The following is a 16,926-nucleotide window of genomic DNA, read 5'->3' on the forward strand; positions in this document are numbered from 1 at the left end:
ATTTTTTCTTGGAAAATAAAGAAAGCCGATTGCAAGGCAATCAGCTTGATTCGTCAGTCTTCAATTAACACCAAGAAGCACCAACGATAACTAATAAAATGAACAATACTACAATAAACGCGAATCCGCCGCCGCTTCCAAAACCACCTGCACCCATAATGAGTACCTCCTTTGTTCTGCTATTCTTACATTTCTAGGTTATGTTGGATTTCGTAATGTGATTGGGCAACGACCCATTTGTCGGAAATCCGTAATAAAAACTTTTCTAGGGACAGTAAATAATTATTTGGATAAAGGGCGGCAATCCACTATACTTGATTAGTAAAAGAAATAGGCCTTTTCCGGCCAATTAGATTTAAATGAGGTAATTTAATGGGTTATAATATAAAAATTGACGCTTTCGAAGGTCCGATGGATTTACTCCTGCATTTGATTAATCGCCTGGAAATAGACATATACGATATTCCGATGGCTGATATTACAGATCAATACCTAGGGTACATCCATACAATGCAGCATCTGGAATTGGATGTGGCCAGCGAATATCTGGTGATGGCTGCAACATTGCTTGCCATCAAGAGTAAAATGCTGCTTCCAAAGCATGAAGATGAACAATTGATCGATGAAGATGGGGAGATATTTGAGGAGGATCCACGGGACGAGCTTGTGGAAAAACTATTAGAATATAAAAAGTATAAATATGCAGCCGAAGAATTTAAAGGGATGGAAGAAGAACGCAGCTTGCTGTTCACTAAACCCCCAAGTGATTTATCTGATTATGTTAAAGAAGCGGAAAGTGATAAACAAGAGTTGAATATAAGTCTATATGATATGTTGGGTGCTCTGCAAAAACTGCTTCGGAGGCAAAAAATTCAAAAGCCGCTATACACGAAAGTAACGAAACAAGAGATATCGATAGAGAAACGAATGGATGAAATCATGATTGAGTTACAATCAATAAAAGGGAAGAAAAGTTTTTTTGAACTGTTTTCGCTCCCGGTTAAGGAGCATATCGTCATCACTTTCATGGCGGTGCTGGAACTGATGAAACTAAATGAAATCATCGTTGAACAGGAAGATAATTTTTCGGAAATCATGATTGCTGCTAAGGAAGGTGTAGAACCAGTTGGAAGTTATTAATTGGAAAGGGATTCTTGAGGCATTATTGTTTGCAGCCGGAGATGAAGGGCTCTCCGTCAAACAAATTGCCTCTGTCCTGGAAATTACGGAATATCAAGCAACGGACATCGTTGAAAGTTTGAAGGAAGAATATATATCTGATGTACGCGGGATTCAGGTGATCGAAATAGCGGGTGTTTATCAAATGACGACAAAGAAAGAGCACTCGGATTACTTGAAAAGGCTAGTGGAAACATCAAGCACTCAAGGATTGTCCCAGGCGGCCTTGGAAACACTTGCAATCATTGCCTATAAGCAGCCGATTACCAGAGCGGAAATTGATGAAATTCGCGGAGTGAAAACGGAACGCCCCATTCATACACTTGTCACTAAAGTATTAATAAAAGAGGTCGGACGTGCTGAAGGCTCCGGCCGGGCTTATTTATATGGGACAACAAAAGAGTTTTTGGATTACTTCGGCCTGAATTCCATAGATGAATTGCCGCCTCTCGCCGATAATTCGGATGATAGCTTTGAAAATGGTGAAGCCGATCTGTTTTTTGAAAAATTTCAGCAAACAATCGAATAACATTTTTCTTTAAATTGTGATAATATAGAAAAAAATGAATGCGGGGGGATTGCGGGTGCAAATTGTAGCATGCAATGGATTTGGGCTTGAAAAATCAAAGTCAAATTCACCTGAGGACTTCTTTAATCGATCCGTTATACAATACATAAAGGATGGAGAAGAAAAGACGCTGAATGTACTGTATCTTCGCTATTTTGATGAGATGGTCACCCGTTGGACCCCATATCCCGCCAATCCCATTTTCAAAAGCCCTAACAGGGATATTTATATGGCTGATGTCATTGCCATGGTCTGTCTACTCAAGGACCCGAGCCTGGTTAACCGAAAACGTATATATATAAATACAGAAAAAGAGCTGGCTGGTTATTTCGAAAATATGGATTTTGAAAAATTGGAGAAAGTGTTTATATCTATTGACCAAGCTAAACCATATGATATAGAATCACATGTTGACTATTATATTCAATCTTAATCATTTTGAGGAGGGTTCACGGTTGGGGAATACATTGGTAAAATCTCAGCTTGAGGATGTAAAAGGCTTTTTAGAAACGACAGTGGCTCAGCTAGAGGAATTTATAAATGAGACGACCTATTCTAAGCTGCAAGAAGAAAAAAGCGGGGATGAAACCTATTATAAAGGGATCCTTTCCAGTTTAAGAAGAATGCTTGTAAGTTGTGAAGAGGGCTTGGAGGCTTGCCAAATCGTTCTGAAAAATGATGTTTTCAATAAAGCTGCAGCTGAAAAGACGCTTTATAGAATTTATCATCAATGTATCGAAGAATACTTTTCCCCAAAATCAGATCGGTGGTTTGAGGACAGCAGATCTGCCTATACAGGGAAAAACTCGATTAAATTTCACCAAAGTGTACCTGACAGCATAATATCCATTCTGAAAGACGTGGAAAGTGGATTCCAGACCATGCGTGAAGAATTGGAGTTTTATGAAACGGATTACCGGACGAAAATGTTGCAGTCAAGATAATGAAACAGCTAGGCTTAATAGGCCTTGCTGTTTTTTTTATTTATAAATGGAATCTCCGCTTATTCGAAACATAAAATACTTTGATGATTTATGTGCATAAGGCCAAGAGGAGGTTGCAAGATGTCTGATGTAAGAGATTATGCTAAAGAGGTAAGTGATTGGGTTGATGGAGTGATGGAATATCTTGAGAAGATCGATATCACCGATTCGCCATTGCTGTCAAACATTGAACGGCTTTCCGAAATGACAAAAGATATGGATGAGGAAGAAATGGATTATGATGATCTGGTCCTGATTGAAGAAGAGATGGCTCGGGTCTACGAGGAAATTGAAGAGCTAGCTAGGGAATTCAATATACGGGAAAGGCAATCGGTGCCGATTGGGAAGCATACGCTACCGCCGTTACCTTATGCCTATGATGCGTTGGAGCCGACGATTTCGAGGGAAATCATGTATCTGCACCATGATAAGCATCATCAAGCATATGTCGATGGACTGAATAAAGCGGAATTGATGATGAAAAAAGCGAGGGAAACAAAAGATTTTTCCTTGTTGAAACATTGGGAAAAGGAAGCAGCCTTTCATGGGTCAGGCCATTATCTCCATACGCTGTTCTGGGAAGAGATGATCCCGGGAGGTGGCGGACAGCCAAAAGGGGATTTACTTAACCAGATAGAAAAGGATTTTGGAAGCTTTGCCGCTTTTAAAAGTCATTTTAGTGAAGCTGCCAAACAAGTAGAAGGTGTTGGCTGGGCGATTTTAGTCTGGGTTCCGCGTGCGGGGCGGCTAGAAATACTTCAATCGGAGTTGCATATGGTTTTGACCCAGTGGGATACGATCCCAATCCTTGTTCTTGATGTATGGGAACATGCTTATTATCTGCAATATAAAAATAATCGGGCAGCTTATGTGGATAAATGGTGGGATGTAGTAAACTGGCCGAAAACAGCCGTAAGGTTCACCGAAGCGAAAAAGCTTATTTGGAAAAAGCAATAACAGGTAAAATATAGTGAAGTTTTTGGAGAACCAAATACAAATACACGAGTCGTAAAGGTTCGTTCCAGACTGTAGACAAACTCGATGAAAACTCAGTTTGCCTGCAGTTTTTTATTTGAAAAGTTCTTTTGATTTCAGAAATCCGCTCCCTTTCAGCCAGCCAAGCCGAATCAAAGCAAGCGCCTTGGATGTCTCAGCTACCCAGTTTTTCGGCAGAAGTGTCGCTAATTTCTTAATTCAATGAAGATTACAGTAAAAAACCATAAAGACCGCTTTATTCGACCCACAGCACGGTCTTGGGAGGTTAACACAGTTAATCGACCTAAATCACACTTTATTCGACCTACCCAGCACAGTATTCGACCGTTCACAAATTTTTTTCGATCTTCACCTTACTATTCGGAATCCGAACAACATTTTGCCGCCAAACTGACACGAGCCGTAAAGGGTCTTTTTTTTTGCCTGAAATTTTGTATCAAGAATTTTTTAGGGAAATTATGGCAAGGATATGAAGGAGAACCATCTAATTTACTTTTAGAGCGACTTATAATTCTCATTTGGATATTATAATTAGATTGAAAGGGAGATGATATCATTTCACGAAATAATGAGGATATGACTTATTTAAATCCTTGAAATAGCATTGGAAATGTGTTAATAATGCTAATTTGAGGTACAATGGGTTTTTAAAAATAATTAATTTATATCAATATAAAAACTGTGACCAATTTGTGAACTTAAAAATTATTAAGGTATATTTATTGACTAGTTTCTATTTAATAATTATTATAAATAGGAGCAGATAAAAAAATAGCTATTGGAGGAATTTATTATGTCATTGATCAATAAACAAGTTGAAGATTTTAAAGTACAAGCTTACCATGCAGGAGAGTTCAAAGAAGTTACACTTGAAGATGTTAAAGGAAAATGGGCAGTATTCTTTTTCTACCCAGCTGACTTCTCTTTCGTATGTCCAACTGAATTAGCTGATCTTCAAGATAACTATGAAACATTCAAGGAAATTGGTTGTGAAGTTTACTCAGTTTCAACAGATACTCATTTCAGCCACAAAGGATGGGCTGATGCTACTGATACAATCGGTAGAATCCAATATCCAATGCTAGCTGACCCGGCAAACGTTTTATCCCGTCAATTCGGTGTATTGATTGAAGAAGATGGTTTGGCTCTACGTGGAACTTTCATCGTAAATCCAGAAGGACAAATTAAAGCATACGAAGTCAATGATTTAGGAATTGGCCGTAATGCAGAAGAACTTGTAAGAAAAGTTCAAGCTGCACAATTCGTAGCGGAACATGGAGATAAAGTTTGCCCTGCAAAATGGACTCCAGGTGAAGATACTCTTGAACCAAGCCTAGACCTTGTAGGTAAACTTTAATTTTTAATGGGAGGGTCCATTTCTACAGGTAATGGACATAGACATACCCAGCATTGATTACGATTACTGTACAAATCGTCCGGCATGATCTAATGACAAAAGGCACTTACCTAAAATAAGTGCCTTTTGTTTTTCAAAATAATCAGTTTAGCACGTTATAATCATTCAGCAAGGAGCACAAAAGATGAAAAAAATATATGATTTATTAATTATTGGTGGCGGTCCTGCAGGCCTTTCAGCCGGTGTTTATGCAGGAAGAGCTAAGTTAAAAACAATAATCCTAGAAAAAGGAACTGGCGGCGGACAAGCTGCAACTACGTCGGAAATAGCCAATTATCCTGGTATCCGTCATATATCGGGCCCTAGATTAGTTGAAGAAATGAAGCTTCAAAACGAAGATTTTGGCGTTGAGTTCGCCAAAGCCGATGTAACGGGCGTGGATTTCTCCGGTGAGGTGAAAATCGTTAAAACCCTTGGCGGGGACTACCATGCACGGGCCGTCATCATTGCAACGGGTGCTTCTCCAAGAACACTGGGATTTCCAGGTGAAGAGGAATTTACCGGTCGCGGTGTAGCTTATTGTTCAACATGTGATGGTGAATTCTTTGAAGGGTTGGAAGTATTCGTTATCGGGGCAGGATATGCAGCTGCTGAAGAAGCTATTTTCCTGACACGCTTTGCAACAAAAGTTACAATCATCGCCCGGGAATCAAGCTTCTCGTGTGCCCCGTCCATTGTTGATAAAGTAATGGCCAATGATAAGATTGAAGTGAAATTCAACACGGAGATCCTTGGGGTATATGGAGACGGGATGATTCAAAGTGCCCGTTTCATCAATAATGCGACTAAAGAAGAATTTGAATATAAGGCGAAGGATGAAGACAGTACGTTTGGCGTATTCGTTTTCATAGGTTATGAGCCGAAAACAGAGATTTTCACTGGCCATATCGAAATGGATGGTGCTGGTTACATTTTAACCGATGATGATATGAAGACGAATGTGAAGGGTGTTTATGCTGCGGGCGACCTAAGGCCAAAATCCTTGCGCCAAATCATCACAGCTGTATCCGATGGAGCGATAGCGGCAACGGATGCCGATAAATATATTGCAGAAGAAAAAGATCGCCTGGGAATCAAAGATGAACCTGAAGTTGAGAAACCGGCGAAAAAAGAACAGGCCGCTGTCCCGGCTGGCAAGAGCGCTTTATTGAGTGATGCGTTACGTGGCCAATTAAAGGGAATCTTCGGCAAGATGGAGAGCGACGTTACATTAGTGTCCATCGTCGATGAAAGTTTGCCAAAATCAGTCGAATTACGAGACTTCTTGTTGGATGTTGCGGAATTAGGAGATAAGCTTCATCTTGAGTTATACAACAAAGGGGAAAATACGGAAATTGAAGAAAAAATCAATGCAGACAAGTTCCCTGTCGTTTCCCTCTTAAATTCGAATGGTGAATACAGTGGCGTCAAATACCACGGTGTACCAGGCGGCCATGAGTTGAATTCCTTCATTTTGGCTATCTATAACCTGGCCGGGCCTGGTCAAGCATTGGATTCAGCCGTATTGAATTCAATCAAGGGTATCAGTAAAAAAGCGAACATTAAGGTTATGGTTTCATTGGCATGTCACTACTGTCCTGACGTTGTAGTGGGCGCTCAGCGCATAGCGATTGAAAATCCTAATGTTGAAGCGGAAATGGTCGATATAAGCAATTTCCAGGAAATCAAGAAGAAATATAAAGTCATGAGCGTGCCGGCCATGATCATCAATGATGAAGAAGTGGTATTCGGAGCTAAGAAAATTGATGAAATTGCTGCATTATTAGTATGATAGAACACTAAATCGATAGGGGTCCCCCTATCGATTTTTTTTATGGGAAATCAAAGAGAAAATCAGTAGATATCATGATGGTTTACATTCTTTTATTCATAACCCTTGTCCCCTTGCATAAACTTGTACAAAAACAAGTAAAGAGACGAGGGGGCACTCATGCGTTTTCCATATAAAGGGTTATCAAGTTTGTGTATCGTCATTCTCCTGTTGTCTTTTATGGCTCCTGTACAAAGCGCCAAAGCAAATGTATCCGTAAGTGCCCATAGTGCGATTTTAATGGATGAGGATAGCGGAAGGGTCATTTATGAAGTGAATGCCCATGAAAAGAACCGTATTGCAAGCATTACGAAAATAATGACGGCTATCTTGGCAATTGAATCGGGACAAATGGATGAAACAGTGAAGGTAAGCAGCGATGCCTTCGGGACGGAGGGCTCTTCACTTTATTTAAAAGTAGGAGAAAGAATTAAGCTCGAAGACTTGGTTTATGGCTTGATGCTTCGTTCAGGTAATGATGCAGCAGTCGCAATCAGCGAAAAGGTTGGCGGAAGCGTGGAGGGATTCGTCTGGATGATGAATCAAAAAGCTGAAGAAATCGGAATGAAAAATACCCATTTTTCAAATCCACATGGTTTGGATAATACGAAGAACCATTATTCAACCGCATATGATATGGCCATACTCACTCGTTATGCCATGCAAAATAAAACGTATGTAAAGATTGCCGGCACAAAGGAACACAGGGCACCTAATTCCAATGAACAATGGGATTATGTATGGAAGAACAAGAACCGTTTACTTACACAACTATATGAGTATTGCACAGGAGGGAAAACAGGGTATACCAAACTAGCAAAACGAACCTTGGTCACGACGGCAACAAAAAACGAACATGACCTGATTGCTGTGACATTGAATGGCCCGGATGATTGGAATGATCATATTCAAATGTACGAATCCGCCTTTAAGGATTATAAGCCGACAGAAATTTTACCCGAAGGCATGGTAAAAAATATGGAAAATAAAATATATAAAGGGCATGTCTACATTAAAAATGATTTTTCGTACCCACTGACAAAAGAAGAGAGGGAATTGGTCAATGTAAAAATGAAATTGCTGAAGCCCCAGAAGGCTTGGAAAGATAAAAGGAAAATCCCGGAAGTGGTCGGCAGAGCATCCATCTATCTCGATGGAAAGAAAATAGGCACTCGTTCGATTTTTTATGGGGAAGCAAAAGAAAGCTTCAAACAACAATCATTCCAATCTTCATGGGCTGAGGTATTTGAAGCGGTATTGGGAATCGGACGAAATGGTTAATTACATTTGGTTCGGGATGTTTGTGATCGGTATTGTCTTTGGCATGGTTAATGGGACGATGGAACAGGTGAATGAAGCTCTTTTTGTCAGCGCAAAGGAAGCGGTCACCCTTTGTCTGGGATTGATGAGCATACTTGTTTTTTGGCTGGGTCTGATGAAAATAGCGGAGGAGTCGGGGCTGTTAGATAAACTATCCAACTTGTTCAAGCCATTCATGAGATGGCTGTTCCCAGAAGTTCCTCCTAATCATCCCGCTATGGGGTATATACTTTCCAATATGATGGCAAACACATTCGGATTGGGGAATGCAGCTACGCCCCTTGGTATAAAAGCCATGGAACAGCTAAAGAAACTAAATGGGGGAAAAGCAACGGTCAGCCGCTCGATGGTCACTTTTTTAGCAATCAATACCTCAAGCGTAACGTTGATTCCAACTACTGTCATTGCGATCCGCATGAATTACGATGCCCACTCCCCGACGGACATCGTTTTTCCGACCATAATAGCAACGGCCATTTCTGCCGTTGGAGGAATCGCGATAGATCGATATTTTTATTACAGGAGAAAGAGGAACGGGAGGGAATAGGATGTTGCACTGGATGACCACCATTTCAATTTGGATGATACCGATTTTGATTCTCTGTATATTACTGTACGGCACATTGAAAAGAGTTCCCACCTATGAGACCTTCGTTGAGGGGGGGAAAGAAGGAATCAGCATGTCCTTTTCCCTCATCCCTTTCCTGGTAGGGATGCTTGTGGCGATTTCAGTATTTAGGGCATCAGGGGCCTTGGATTTCATTGTACAATCACTGCACCCCTTGCTTTCCTTTCTTCATTTTCCGTCCGAGGTTTTACCCCTTGCGATTATTAGACCAATATCCGGAACAGCCGCTTTAGGAATCACGAGCGACCTGATATCGGTTTATGGACCCGATTCCTTTGTTGGGCGCTTGGCTGCCACGATTCAGGGAAGTACAGATACCACCTTCTATGTATTGACCGTTTATTTTGGAGCCGTCGGAATCAAAAAAATGGGTGATGCCCTTAAGGTCGGCCTTTTGGCAGATTTGATCGGAATCATAGCTGCCGTTATTGTCGTCACACTGGTTTTCGGTATGAATTAAAGGTAGGGAAATGGGTGATTCCATTTCTTTTTTTTTGTCATTTTTCTTAAAATTGGCCCTCCATTAATAAGGTGCAATCAAACTTTCATCAAAAGAAACATTTTTTTGTATGGAAAAATAAGCTATGTTACACTCATTATGGAAACAAACCCATTTAACCGTCCCGTTATTGGTGTAATAATAAAAGAAAAGCTCTTAATCGCGAAAAACCTTTTGTTTTTGCCTCTCCATATGTAATAATTGTATGATTGTGTATGTATAGACAATAACAAACGAATGATTATACTATGGGGTGAAGATAGATGGAACGATTACAAAAGGTGATAGCACATGCTGGACTGGCTTCCCGCCGTAAAGCAGAAGAGTTGATTTTAGAAGGTAAGGTAAAAGTGAACGGCAAAGTAGTGAAGGAATTAGGTGTGAAGGTTGGGCCTAATGATAAGGTTGAGGTTAATGAAGTCCCGCTTGAAAAAGAAGCCCCGGTTTATTTCCTATTCTATAAACCGCGCGGCGTCATTTCGGCAGTTTCTGATGATAAGAATAGAAAAGTCGTAACGGACTTTTTCCCTTACATCAATGAACGGATTTATCCAGTTGGCCGCTTGGATTACGATACTTCGGGCTTATTGATTTTAACGAATGACGGAGAATTTGCAAACACGTTAATGCATCCGAAGCATGAAGTGGATAAAGTGTATGTGGCAAAAGTGAAAGGAATGCCTTTGCGTGAAAGCTTGAAAAAGCTGGATAAAGGTATCAAGTTGGAGGATGGCAAGACTGCTCCAGCCAAGACAAGGGTATTGTCTACCGACAAGAAAAAGGAAACAGCCATCGTTGAAATCACAATACATGAAGGCAGGAACAGGCAAGTCCGCAGGATGTTCGAAGCAATTGGCCATCCCGTCATTAAATTGAAAAGGGAACAATATGGTTTCTTGACCTTGGACGGTTTAACAGCAGGAGATTCCCGGGAGCTGACTCCACATGAAGTTAAATTAATGCGGACATTGGCAACGACCGAGCCTAAACAGCGGAGAATGTAGATTAGAATTTTTCCTGTATTGATAGGCTGAAACCACTATCCCATTCTTCTCCTGGAAGAATGGGTGGTGGAAAACAACCTATAAATACCTTTTCCTTCATGAATCGGGAAAGAATGTCACAAAACCTTCAGAAATGTAAATAAAAAGGACATGGTGTTAAATGGTATAATGGTATGGTTAAATTTAGTGTGGCCTTAGGAGGATATCTATGGATAAAAAGAAGCGACGCCTCATTAGCAGAACCATCATTCTCCTGCTTTTAGGTGCAGCTTTAGTGTTTGCCCTTTATACGAACTTCACTAAAGATAAGAATGAAAGTCTGAGAAAAGGATCTGATGCACCCAATTTCGTCTTGACTGATATGGAAGGCAAAGAGCATAAACTTTCCGATTACAAGGGAAAGGGCGTCTTCCTGAACTTTTGGGGTACATATTGCAAGCCGTGTGAATATGAAATGCCTTATATGGAAAATCAATATAAAAACTTTAAAGACCAAGGTGTTGAGATATTGGCGGTTAATGTCGGGGAATCTGACTATGCTGTCGATAATTTCATTACAAAGCATGATCTTACCTTTCCTGTCATGATCGATAAAGGTAGGGAAGTGGAAAATGCTTATCGCGTGGATATATTGCCTGTCTCCTTTTTGGTTGATAAAGAGGGGAAAGTGATAGATATCATCACCGGAGCTTTGACAGAAGAGAGCATCCAAAAGCATATGGAGAGAATTAAACCATAATATTGGGGAGTTTTTGACATGAAAGAAGTAAAATGCGATTGTGGTCATGTAAATCCGTTTGGCACAAAGATTTGTGGGAAATGCGGAATGGTGCTTGATAACGAAAAAGAGAATAAACTTATTGATATGAGATATGAAGGAAGTGCCAGGCGTTCACAAACATATAAAAAAACGATCATCGATAAAATATGGAACTTCTTTTCTTCCGTTAAGGTCGGTGTGACGCTCATTGTCATTGCCTTGATCGCTTCAGCTATCGGGACGATTTTGCCCCAGGAAATGTACATCCCTGCAACAGCGACGCCTGCTGAGCATTATGAACTGGAATACGGCTGGTTCGGAATGGTGTATTATGAACTCGGGTTTCACAACTTGTATAGTTCATGGTGGTATTTGATTATCATAGGCATGCTGGGCATATCACTGTTGATTGCCAGTATCGACCGGTTCTTTCCATTATATCAATCGTTAAAAAAACAAGGGGTCACCCGTCATGACGGGTTCATGAAACGTCAGCGGATTTATGGGGTGACAAAGCTTGAAGATCAAGATATAAACCTTGAAGAAGTAAAGGGTAGACTAAAAAGGCAGCGTTATCATATACGAGAGGAAAACGGTCATATACTTGCCGAAAAGGGTCGTTTTTCACGTTGGGGACCCTATGTAAACCATATTGGACTTATCATTTTCTTAATTGGAGCATTATTGCGGTCCGTCCCTGGGATGTATATCGACAAAGTACTTTGGCTGCGTGAAGGCGAGAGAAAAGAAATCCCGGGTACAAATGGTGAATACTACCTCCAAAATAATGAATTTACCTTAGAGGTATATGACAAAGAGAATGAAGAAGATGAGCAGTACAGTGCTGCCATTGATAAAACCGGTACGATCGCAAAAACCTATCAATCCGATGTTACGCTCTATGAGCGCAAGGGAGAAACTTTACCAGGGGAAAAAGTGGACCTTCAAAAGCTTAAAGATTATAAAATCAAAGTCAATGAACCTCTGAAACATGATCATTATGCTCTCTACCAAGTAGACTATAAATTAGATGAACTCAGTACGATGGCTTTTAATTTGATAAATAAAAAAACGGAAGAGAAATATGGCAGCTTAAAGGTTGATTTGAATAATCCTCAAAAGAAATACGAGTTGAAAGAAGGATATTCGGTTGACTTGATCAGTTACTTCCCTGATTTCGAGTTCGATGAAAAAGGCAAACCTAGAACGATATCGAAGATTCCGAATAATCCAGCATTTATCTTTAAGATGCATACTCCGGATAAGCCAGAGGGTGAAGTCAGTTTCGTGGCGATTAAGGAGACTGTGGAGCCTTTAGGGGAAAACACTTATAAAATGGCTTTTAATGGTGTCGAAACCCAAGATGTCACGGCTTTGACCGTCAGGAAGGATTTAACGCTTTGGATCCTATTCACGGGTGGAATCATTTTCATGATCGGCGTTATCCAAGGGTCTTATTGGAATCACCGGCGTATATGGATCAAGAGGAAAGATGATGAGATATTAATGGCCGGCCATACAAACAAAAACTGGCACGGCATTAAAAGAGATATAAAACAAGCGATAGAATCAACATCACTTTCCGAACCAATGGATCAACTTGAAGAGGAGAAATCTTCTAGTAAGGGGGAAGTTTTAAATGGCTGAATTAAGCAGTAACCTTTTATATGCAGCTTTTATTTTATATCTGATCGCTACCTTTTTATTTGGGGGATCGATCAAGGATAAACGCGGAGCGGAGGAAAAGAAACAAAACAAATGGGCTAAGCTGGGCATTTTCATTACCATTATCGGATTTGCAGCGCAAATTGGGTATTTCATCACAAGATGGATTGCTGCCGGCCATGCTCCGGTAAGTAACCTGTTTGAATTTACGACCTTTTTCGGAATGATGCTGGTCGGTGCTTTCATATTAATTTATTATCTTTATAAAACACCTGCCCTTGGGCTATTCGCTTTGCCGATTGCGTTATTGATAATCGCATATGCAAGTATGTTCCCTACAGAGATTTCGCCACTTATCCCTGCTCTGCAGAGCGATTGGCTTCATATTCATGTAACGACTGCAGCGGCAGGACAGTCCATCCTTGCCATAAGTTTCATTACTGCCATCATTTATTTAATCAAATTCGTCGATCAGACACAATCAAGCAAAAGAACGTTCTGGCTTGAAACCATCATGTTCACCTTAGTCTGTACCATCGGTTTCGTCATCATCACTTCTTCTTTTGCTGCCATGGATTATAAGGCGAATTTTGATTGGGTCGATAAAAAAGGTGTACCGGCTAAGCAAGAATTTAACCTACCTGCACTTGTAGGTCCCCATGAAGGGAAACTTATCGAGACGGATCGGTTTGAACCACTGGTGGACATGCCTGCACTGATCAACGCCAAGAAACTGAATACTGTAATTTGGTCAATCGGTGCGGGACTCATCCTGTATGGTTTAATAAGGTTGATTGCTCGCAAAAGAGTGGCGGCATTGATTAAACCGATCGTTAAAAATGTGAATTTGAATTTATTGGACGAGATTAGTTATCGTTCGGTCCTTATCGGTTTTCCGATCTTTACACTCGGTGCCCTCATTTTTGCAATGATCTGGGCTCAAGTGGCATGGACACGATTCTGGGGATGGGATCCGAAAGAGGTCTGGGCACTGGTTACTTGGTTGTTTTATGCGGCTTTCTTGCATCTGCGCATGTCAAAGGGGTGGCAAGGGGAAAAATCAGCTTGGCTTGCCGTAATCGGTTTTGCCATCATCATGTTTAACTTGATATTCGTTAATCTTGTTATTGCTGGTTTGCATTCATATGCTTGATTCTGTATTGTAATATTTAGATGAAGGGGGTCTTTTGATAGAAACGTCGAGGAGTTGGCTTATCGATTTTTCTAGAGAATGATCCCTTTTTCCGTCACTCCTTTTATAAAAAATATTTCGCTTAATTAGCATTTGTTAATTCTTGGTAGCGGTCGAAGTCTTTTTTTTTGTGACAAAATGGTGAAAGGTTCATGGAAGCCATGCGAAATACGCTCTTTATCGTACTTTGTAAGGAAAAAGTATTAGTCATGGAAGTTTTCATTTTGTAGAATATATGAATAGGAGGCTGATTACATAATGTATAATGCTATTAAAATTCTCGTGGTGGATGATGAGGAAAGAATTCGCCGGCTGCTAAAGATGTATTTGGAAAGAGAAGATTACATGATCGATGAAGCTGAAAATGGAGATGTGGCTTTAACAAAAGCCCTTGAAAATGATTATGATTTAATTTTATTGGATATTATGATGCCTGGTAAAGATGGAATCGAAGTTTGCCGTGAATTAAGGGAAAAGAAAACGACACCGATTATCATGCTGACTGCTAAAGGGGAAGAAGTGAACCGCGTACAAGGGTTCGAAGTGGGGACCGATGATTATATCGTAAAACCCTTCAGTCCCCGTGAAGTCGTGTTAAGGGTTAAGGCTTTATTACGCCGCTCATCAAGCACAAGTTACATGCAGACGGAAACGACGGCAAAAGATGTGATCGTCTTCCCGCATCTAACCATCGATAATGATGCCCACCGTGTGCTTGCGGATAACAAAGAGGTTTCATTAACACCAAAAGAATATGAATTATTATATTTCTTGGCGAAATCCCCAGATAAGGTTTTCGATCGGGAGCAGTTGTTAAAAGAAGTGTGGCACTATGAATTCTTTGGAGATCTTCGAACTGTAGACACGCATGTTAAACGCTTACGTGAAAAATTAAACCGCATATCCGAAAACGCAGCCAAGATGATTGTCACCGTTTGGGGTGTAGGTTACAAGTTCGAAGTCGTTAATGACTGATGCTATGGGGCAGTGTTGTAGGGAAGCTATGGGCAACGATCCTATTGCTCGTGTCATTTGTATTAATCGTCTTAACCGTTCTGCTGGTCGAATTCTTTGAGAATTTCCAAATTGAAAATATTGAAAATGATTTAACCAAAACCGCTGAACAAATCATTAAGGTTACCAATGAACATCAGGGATCCAGCAATGAGGTTTTACAAATAGCTTCGGAAATAATAGGCAACGAATCGAAAATGATCATTCTTAATGATGACAAAATGATATTCTCATCCATCGGAGGAGATAATGAGTTCGAAATCACACCGGAACTCATAAAAAATGATTCAGAATTACTCAAGGTTTTTACGGAAAGAAAGACTGTAAAAAAGGAAATGGCGCTATCCGATGAAACGGGTAACGAAGAATTGTCAGCAATCGTAGTAGGCATTCCACTTGAATTGAATGGGGAACAGGATGAAGTTTTTCTATTTCAATCGTTGGAGTCCATGGAAGAAACCACAAAATCTACAACACAGTTCATTTTATTGGCGGCGGGCATCGCCATTATTTTGACAACGATTTTTGCTTTCTTTTTATCCACAAGAATCAATGCCCCATTGGTGAAGATGAGGGAAGCCGCTCTAGCGATTGCCCGGGGGAAATTTGATACCAAGGTTCCAATTCTGACTCAAGATGAAATCGGTGAGCTGGCAATAGCGTTTAATCAGATGAGGAAGCAGCTAAAATTCAATATGAATGCACTTAGTCAGGAAAAGGAACACCTCTCAAGCATTCTTAGCAGTATGGCAGATGGGGTCATTACCTTCAATAAAGATGGCACCATTCTTGAAACGAATCCGCCCGCGGAAAGGTTTCTGCAATCCTGGTACTTTGAAAAGGGCTCTAACCGTGAAGATAATGTGAATGTTCCCTTGGTTTTAATGAATCTTTTTGACGAATCAGAATCCTTCGATAAGGAGAAGGTCGGTGAAATTACCTTGCAGGGACGTGATTGGGGATTGATTGTCAGTCCGCTATATACAAATGCCGACAATATTCGGGGAGCGGTCGCCATCATACGGGATATGAGTGATGAAAGACGTATGGACAAACTTAGGACTGATTTCATAGCGAATGTCTCCCATGAGTTAAGAACGCCGATTTCAATGTTGCAGGGATATAGTGAAGCAATCGTAGATGACATTGCGAGCAGTGAAGAGGAAAAGGTGGAAATGGCCCGCATCATCTATGATGAGTCTTTGAGAATGGGACGTTTAGTCAATGATCTGCTCGATCTTGCTAAATTGGAATCTGGTAAAATGAATCTTAGCTATGAATGTGTACCTATTTCACCTTATTTAAAGAGGATTACAAGTAAGTTTTCCGGACTAGCTAAAGAAAAAGGGATCACAATATCAGCCAGTCTTGAAGATGATCAAATTCAATGGCATTTCGATCCGGACCGTATTGAACAGGTTTTAACCAATTTAATTGATAATGCGATTCGTCATACTCCTTCAGGAGGTAACATTGATGTCATTCAGAGGACAAATGATCGAAGGGGTCTGATCATTGATGTGAAGGACTCTGGATCAGGAATTCCCGAAGAAGATTTACCTTTTGTATTCGAGAGGTTTTATAAAGCGGATAAAGCAAGGACCCGCGGGCGTTCGGGAACCGGATTGGGTTTGGCCATCGTAAAAAATATAATCAATGCCCATGATGGCTTCATATCGGTAAACAGTTTGCCTAATAAAGGGACGACGTTCAGTTTTATCCTGCCTCGAATTTTGGAGAATGCTGAATGAATGACGGGTGGCTTGCCAAAAAATCTTGTTTCATAAGGAACTGAGAAGACAAAGGCAATTGGATTCTTTCCAACTTGCCTTTGTTTTTTTTAGGAAACAGATAAGTCCCGAATATGTGGAAATTAACGGAATTTTATAAT

Annotated in this window: 17 protein-coding genes; 16 read left to right on the forward strand and 1 reads right to left on the reverse strand. The window is 40.5% G+C overall.

Translation table 11 applies throughout. The features are described from left to right. Positions 1-64: 64 nt before the first annotated feature. Positions 65-157 carry a YjcZ family sporulation protein gene (locus ACFVS1_RS05485; RefSeq protein WP_082630362.1) on the reverse strand — a complete coding sequence of 31 codons (93 nt, stop codon included), beginning with the start codon at positions 155-157 and terminating at the stop codon, positions 65-67. Positions 158-372: 215 nt separating this feature from the next. Between ACFVS1_RS05485 and ACFVS1_RS05490 the strand changes: the two genes are divergently transcribed. From ACFVS1_RS05490 to ACFVS1_RS05565, 16 genes are all read left to right on the forward strand, one after another. Further along, positions 373-1,140 carry a segregation/condensation protein A gene (locus ACFVS1_RS05490; protein ID WP_241592251.1) on the forward strand — a complete coding sequence of 256 codons (768 nt, stop codon included), beginning with the start codon at positions 373-375 and terminating at the stop codon, positions 1,138-1,140. After that, positions 1,127-1,708 (forward strand): SMC-Scp complex subunit ScpB, encoded by a 582-nt coding sequence (gene scpB, locus ACFVS1_RS05495; RefSeq protein WP_076365560.1) that lies wholly within the window; start codon positions 1,127-1,129, stop codon positions 1,706-1,708. Before ACFVS1_RS05490 ends, scpB begins: the two co-directional genes overlap by 14 nt. Before the next feature lie 55 nt (positions 1,709-1,763). Next, a complete protein-coding gene (locus ACFVS1_RS05500) occupies positions 1,764-2,180 on the forward strand; it encodes a hypothetical protein (RefSeq protein WP_387545529.1) in 417 nt (138 codons plus the stop codon). Between the two features lie 22 nt (positions 2,181-2,202). After that, complete coding sequence (locus ACFVS1_RS05505; protein ID WP_352920180.1) at positions 2,203-2,691, forward strand: YpuI family protein; 489 nt, start codon at positions 2,203-2,205, stop codon at positions 2,689-2,691. 120 nt (positions 2,692-2,811) lie between these two features. After that, complete coding sequence (locus tag ACFVS1_RS05510; protein ID WP_352920182.1) at positions 2,812-3,687, forward strand: superoxide dismutase; 876 nt, start codon at positions 2,812-2,814, stop codon at positions 3,685-3,687. An 832-nt stretch (positions 3,688-4,519) separates the two neighbouring features. After that, positions 4,520-5,083: an alkyl hydroperoxide reductase subunit C gene (gene ahpC / locus ACFVS1_RS05515; RefSeq protein ID WP_352920185.1), complete on the forward strand. Its 564-nt coding sequence runs from the start codon at positions 4,520-4,522 to the stop codon at positions 5,081-5,083. 184 nt (positions 5,084-5,267) lie between these two features. Continuing rightward, positions 5,268-6,914, forward strand: a complete 1,647-nt coding sequence (locus ACFVS1_RS05520) for an FAD-dependent oxidoreductase (protein WP_387545533.1) — start codon at positions 5,268-5,270, stop codon at positions 6,912-6,914. Between the two features lie 159 nt (positions 6,915-7,073). Beyond that, positions 7,074-8,234: a D-alanyl-D-alanine carboxypeptidase family protein gene (locus ACFVS1_RS05525; RefSeq protein ID WP_352920189.1), complete on the forward strand. Its 1,161-nt coding sequence runs from the start codon at positions 7,074-7,076 to the stop codon at positions 8,232-8,234. Then, a complete protein-coding gene (locus ACFVS1_RS05530; RefSeq protein ID WP_101222457.1) occupies positions 8,227-8,820 on the forward strand; it encodes a nucleoside recognition domain-containing protein in 594 nt (197 codons plus the stop codon). The genes ACFVS1_RS05525 and ACFVS1_RS05530 overlap by 8 nt, the downstream gene beginning before the upstream one ends. A 1-nt stretch (position 8,821) precedes the next feature. Next, complete coding sequence (locus ACFVS1_RS05535) at positions 8,822-9,361, forward strand: spore maturation protein (protein WP_137023788.1); 540 nt, start codon at positions 8,822-8,824, stop codon at positions 9,359-9,361. Between the two features lie 302 nt (positions 9,362-9,663). Then, positions 9,664-10,404 carry a 23S rRNA pseudouridine(2605) synthase RluB gene (gene rluB / locus ACFVS1_RS05540; protein ID WP_034308106.1) on the forward strand — a complete coding sequence of 247 codons (741 nt, stop codon included), beginning with the start codon at positions 9,664-9,666 and terminating at the stop codon, positions 10,402-10,404. Positions 10,405-10,612: 208 nt separating this feature from the next. Then, on the forward strand, positions 10,613-11,143 hold the full coding sequence (resA, locus tag ACFVS1_RS05545; protein ID WP_098865316.1) for a thiol-disulfide oxidoreductase ResA: 531 nt from the start codon (positions 10,613-10,615) through the stop codon (positions 11,141-11,143). Positions 11,144-11,161: 18 nt separating this feature from the next. Next, a complete protein-coding gene (gene resB / locus ACFVS1_RS05550) occupies positions 11,162-12,811 on the forward strand; it encodes a cytochrome c biogenesis protein ResB (protein WP_352920194.1) in 1,650 nt (549 codons plus the stop codon). Next, positions 12,804-13,982 carry a c-type cytochrome biogenesis protein CcsB gene (gene ccsB / locus ACFVS1_RS05555; protein ID WP_352920196.1) on the forward strand — a complete coding sequence of 393 codons (1,179 nt, stop codon included), beginning with the start codon at positions 12,804-12,806 and terminating at the stop codon, positions 13,980-13,982. The genes resB and ccsB overlap by 8 nt, the downstream gene beginning before the upstream one ends. A gap of 297 nt (positions 13,983-14,279) precedes the next feature. Then, positions 14,280-14,996, forward strand: a complete 717-nt coding sequence (locus tag ACFVS1_RS05560; RefSeq protein WP_352920198.1) for a response regulator transcription factor — start codon at positions 14,280-14,282, stop codon at positions 14,994-14,996. Then, complete coding sequence (locus tag ACFVS1_RS05565) at positions 14,993-16,786, forward strand: ATP-binding protein (RefSeq protein ID WP_387549203.1); 1,794 nt, start codon at positions 14,993-14,995, stop codon at positions 16,784-16,786. Before ACFVS1_RS05560 ends, ACFVS1_RS05565 begins: the two co-directional genes overlap by 4 nt. Positions 16,787-16,926: the final 140 nt, after the last annotated feature.

It is taken from the genome of Peribacillus sp. NPDC058075, from assembly GCF_042885195.1.
Taxonomy (GTDB): Bacteria; Bacillota; Bacilli; order Bacillales; family DSM-1321; genus Peribacillus.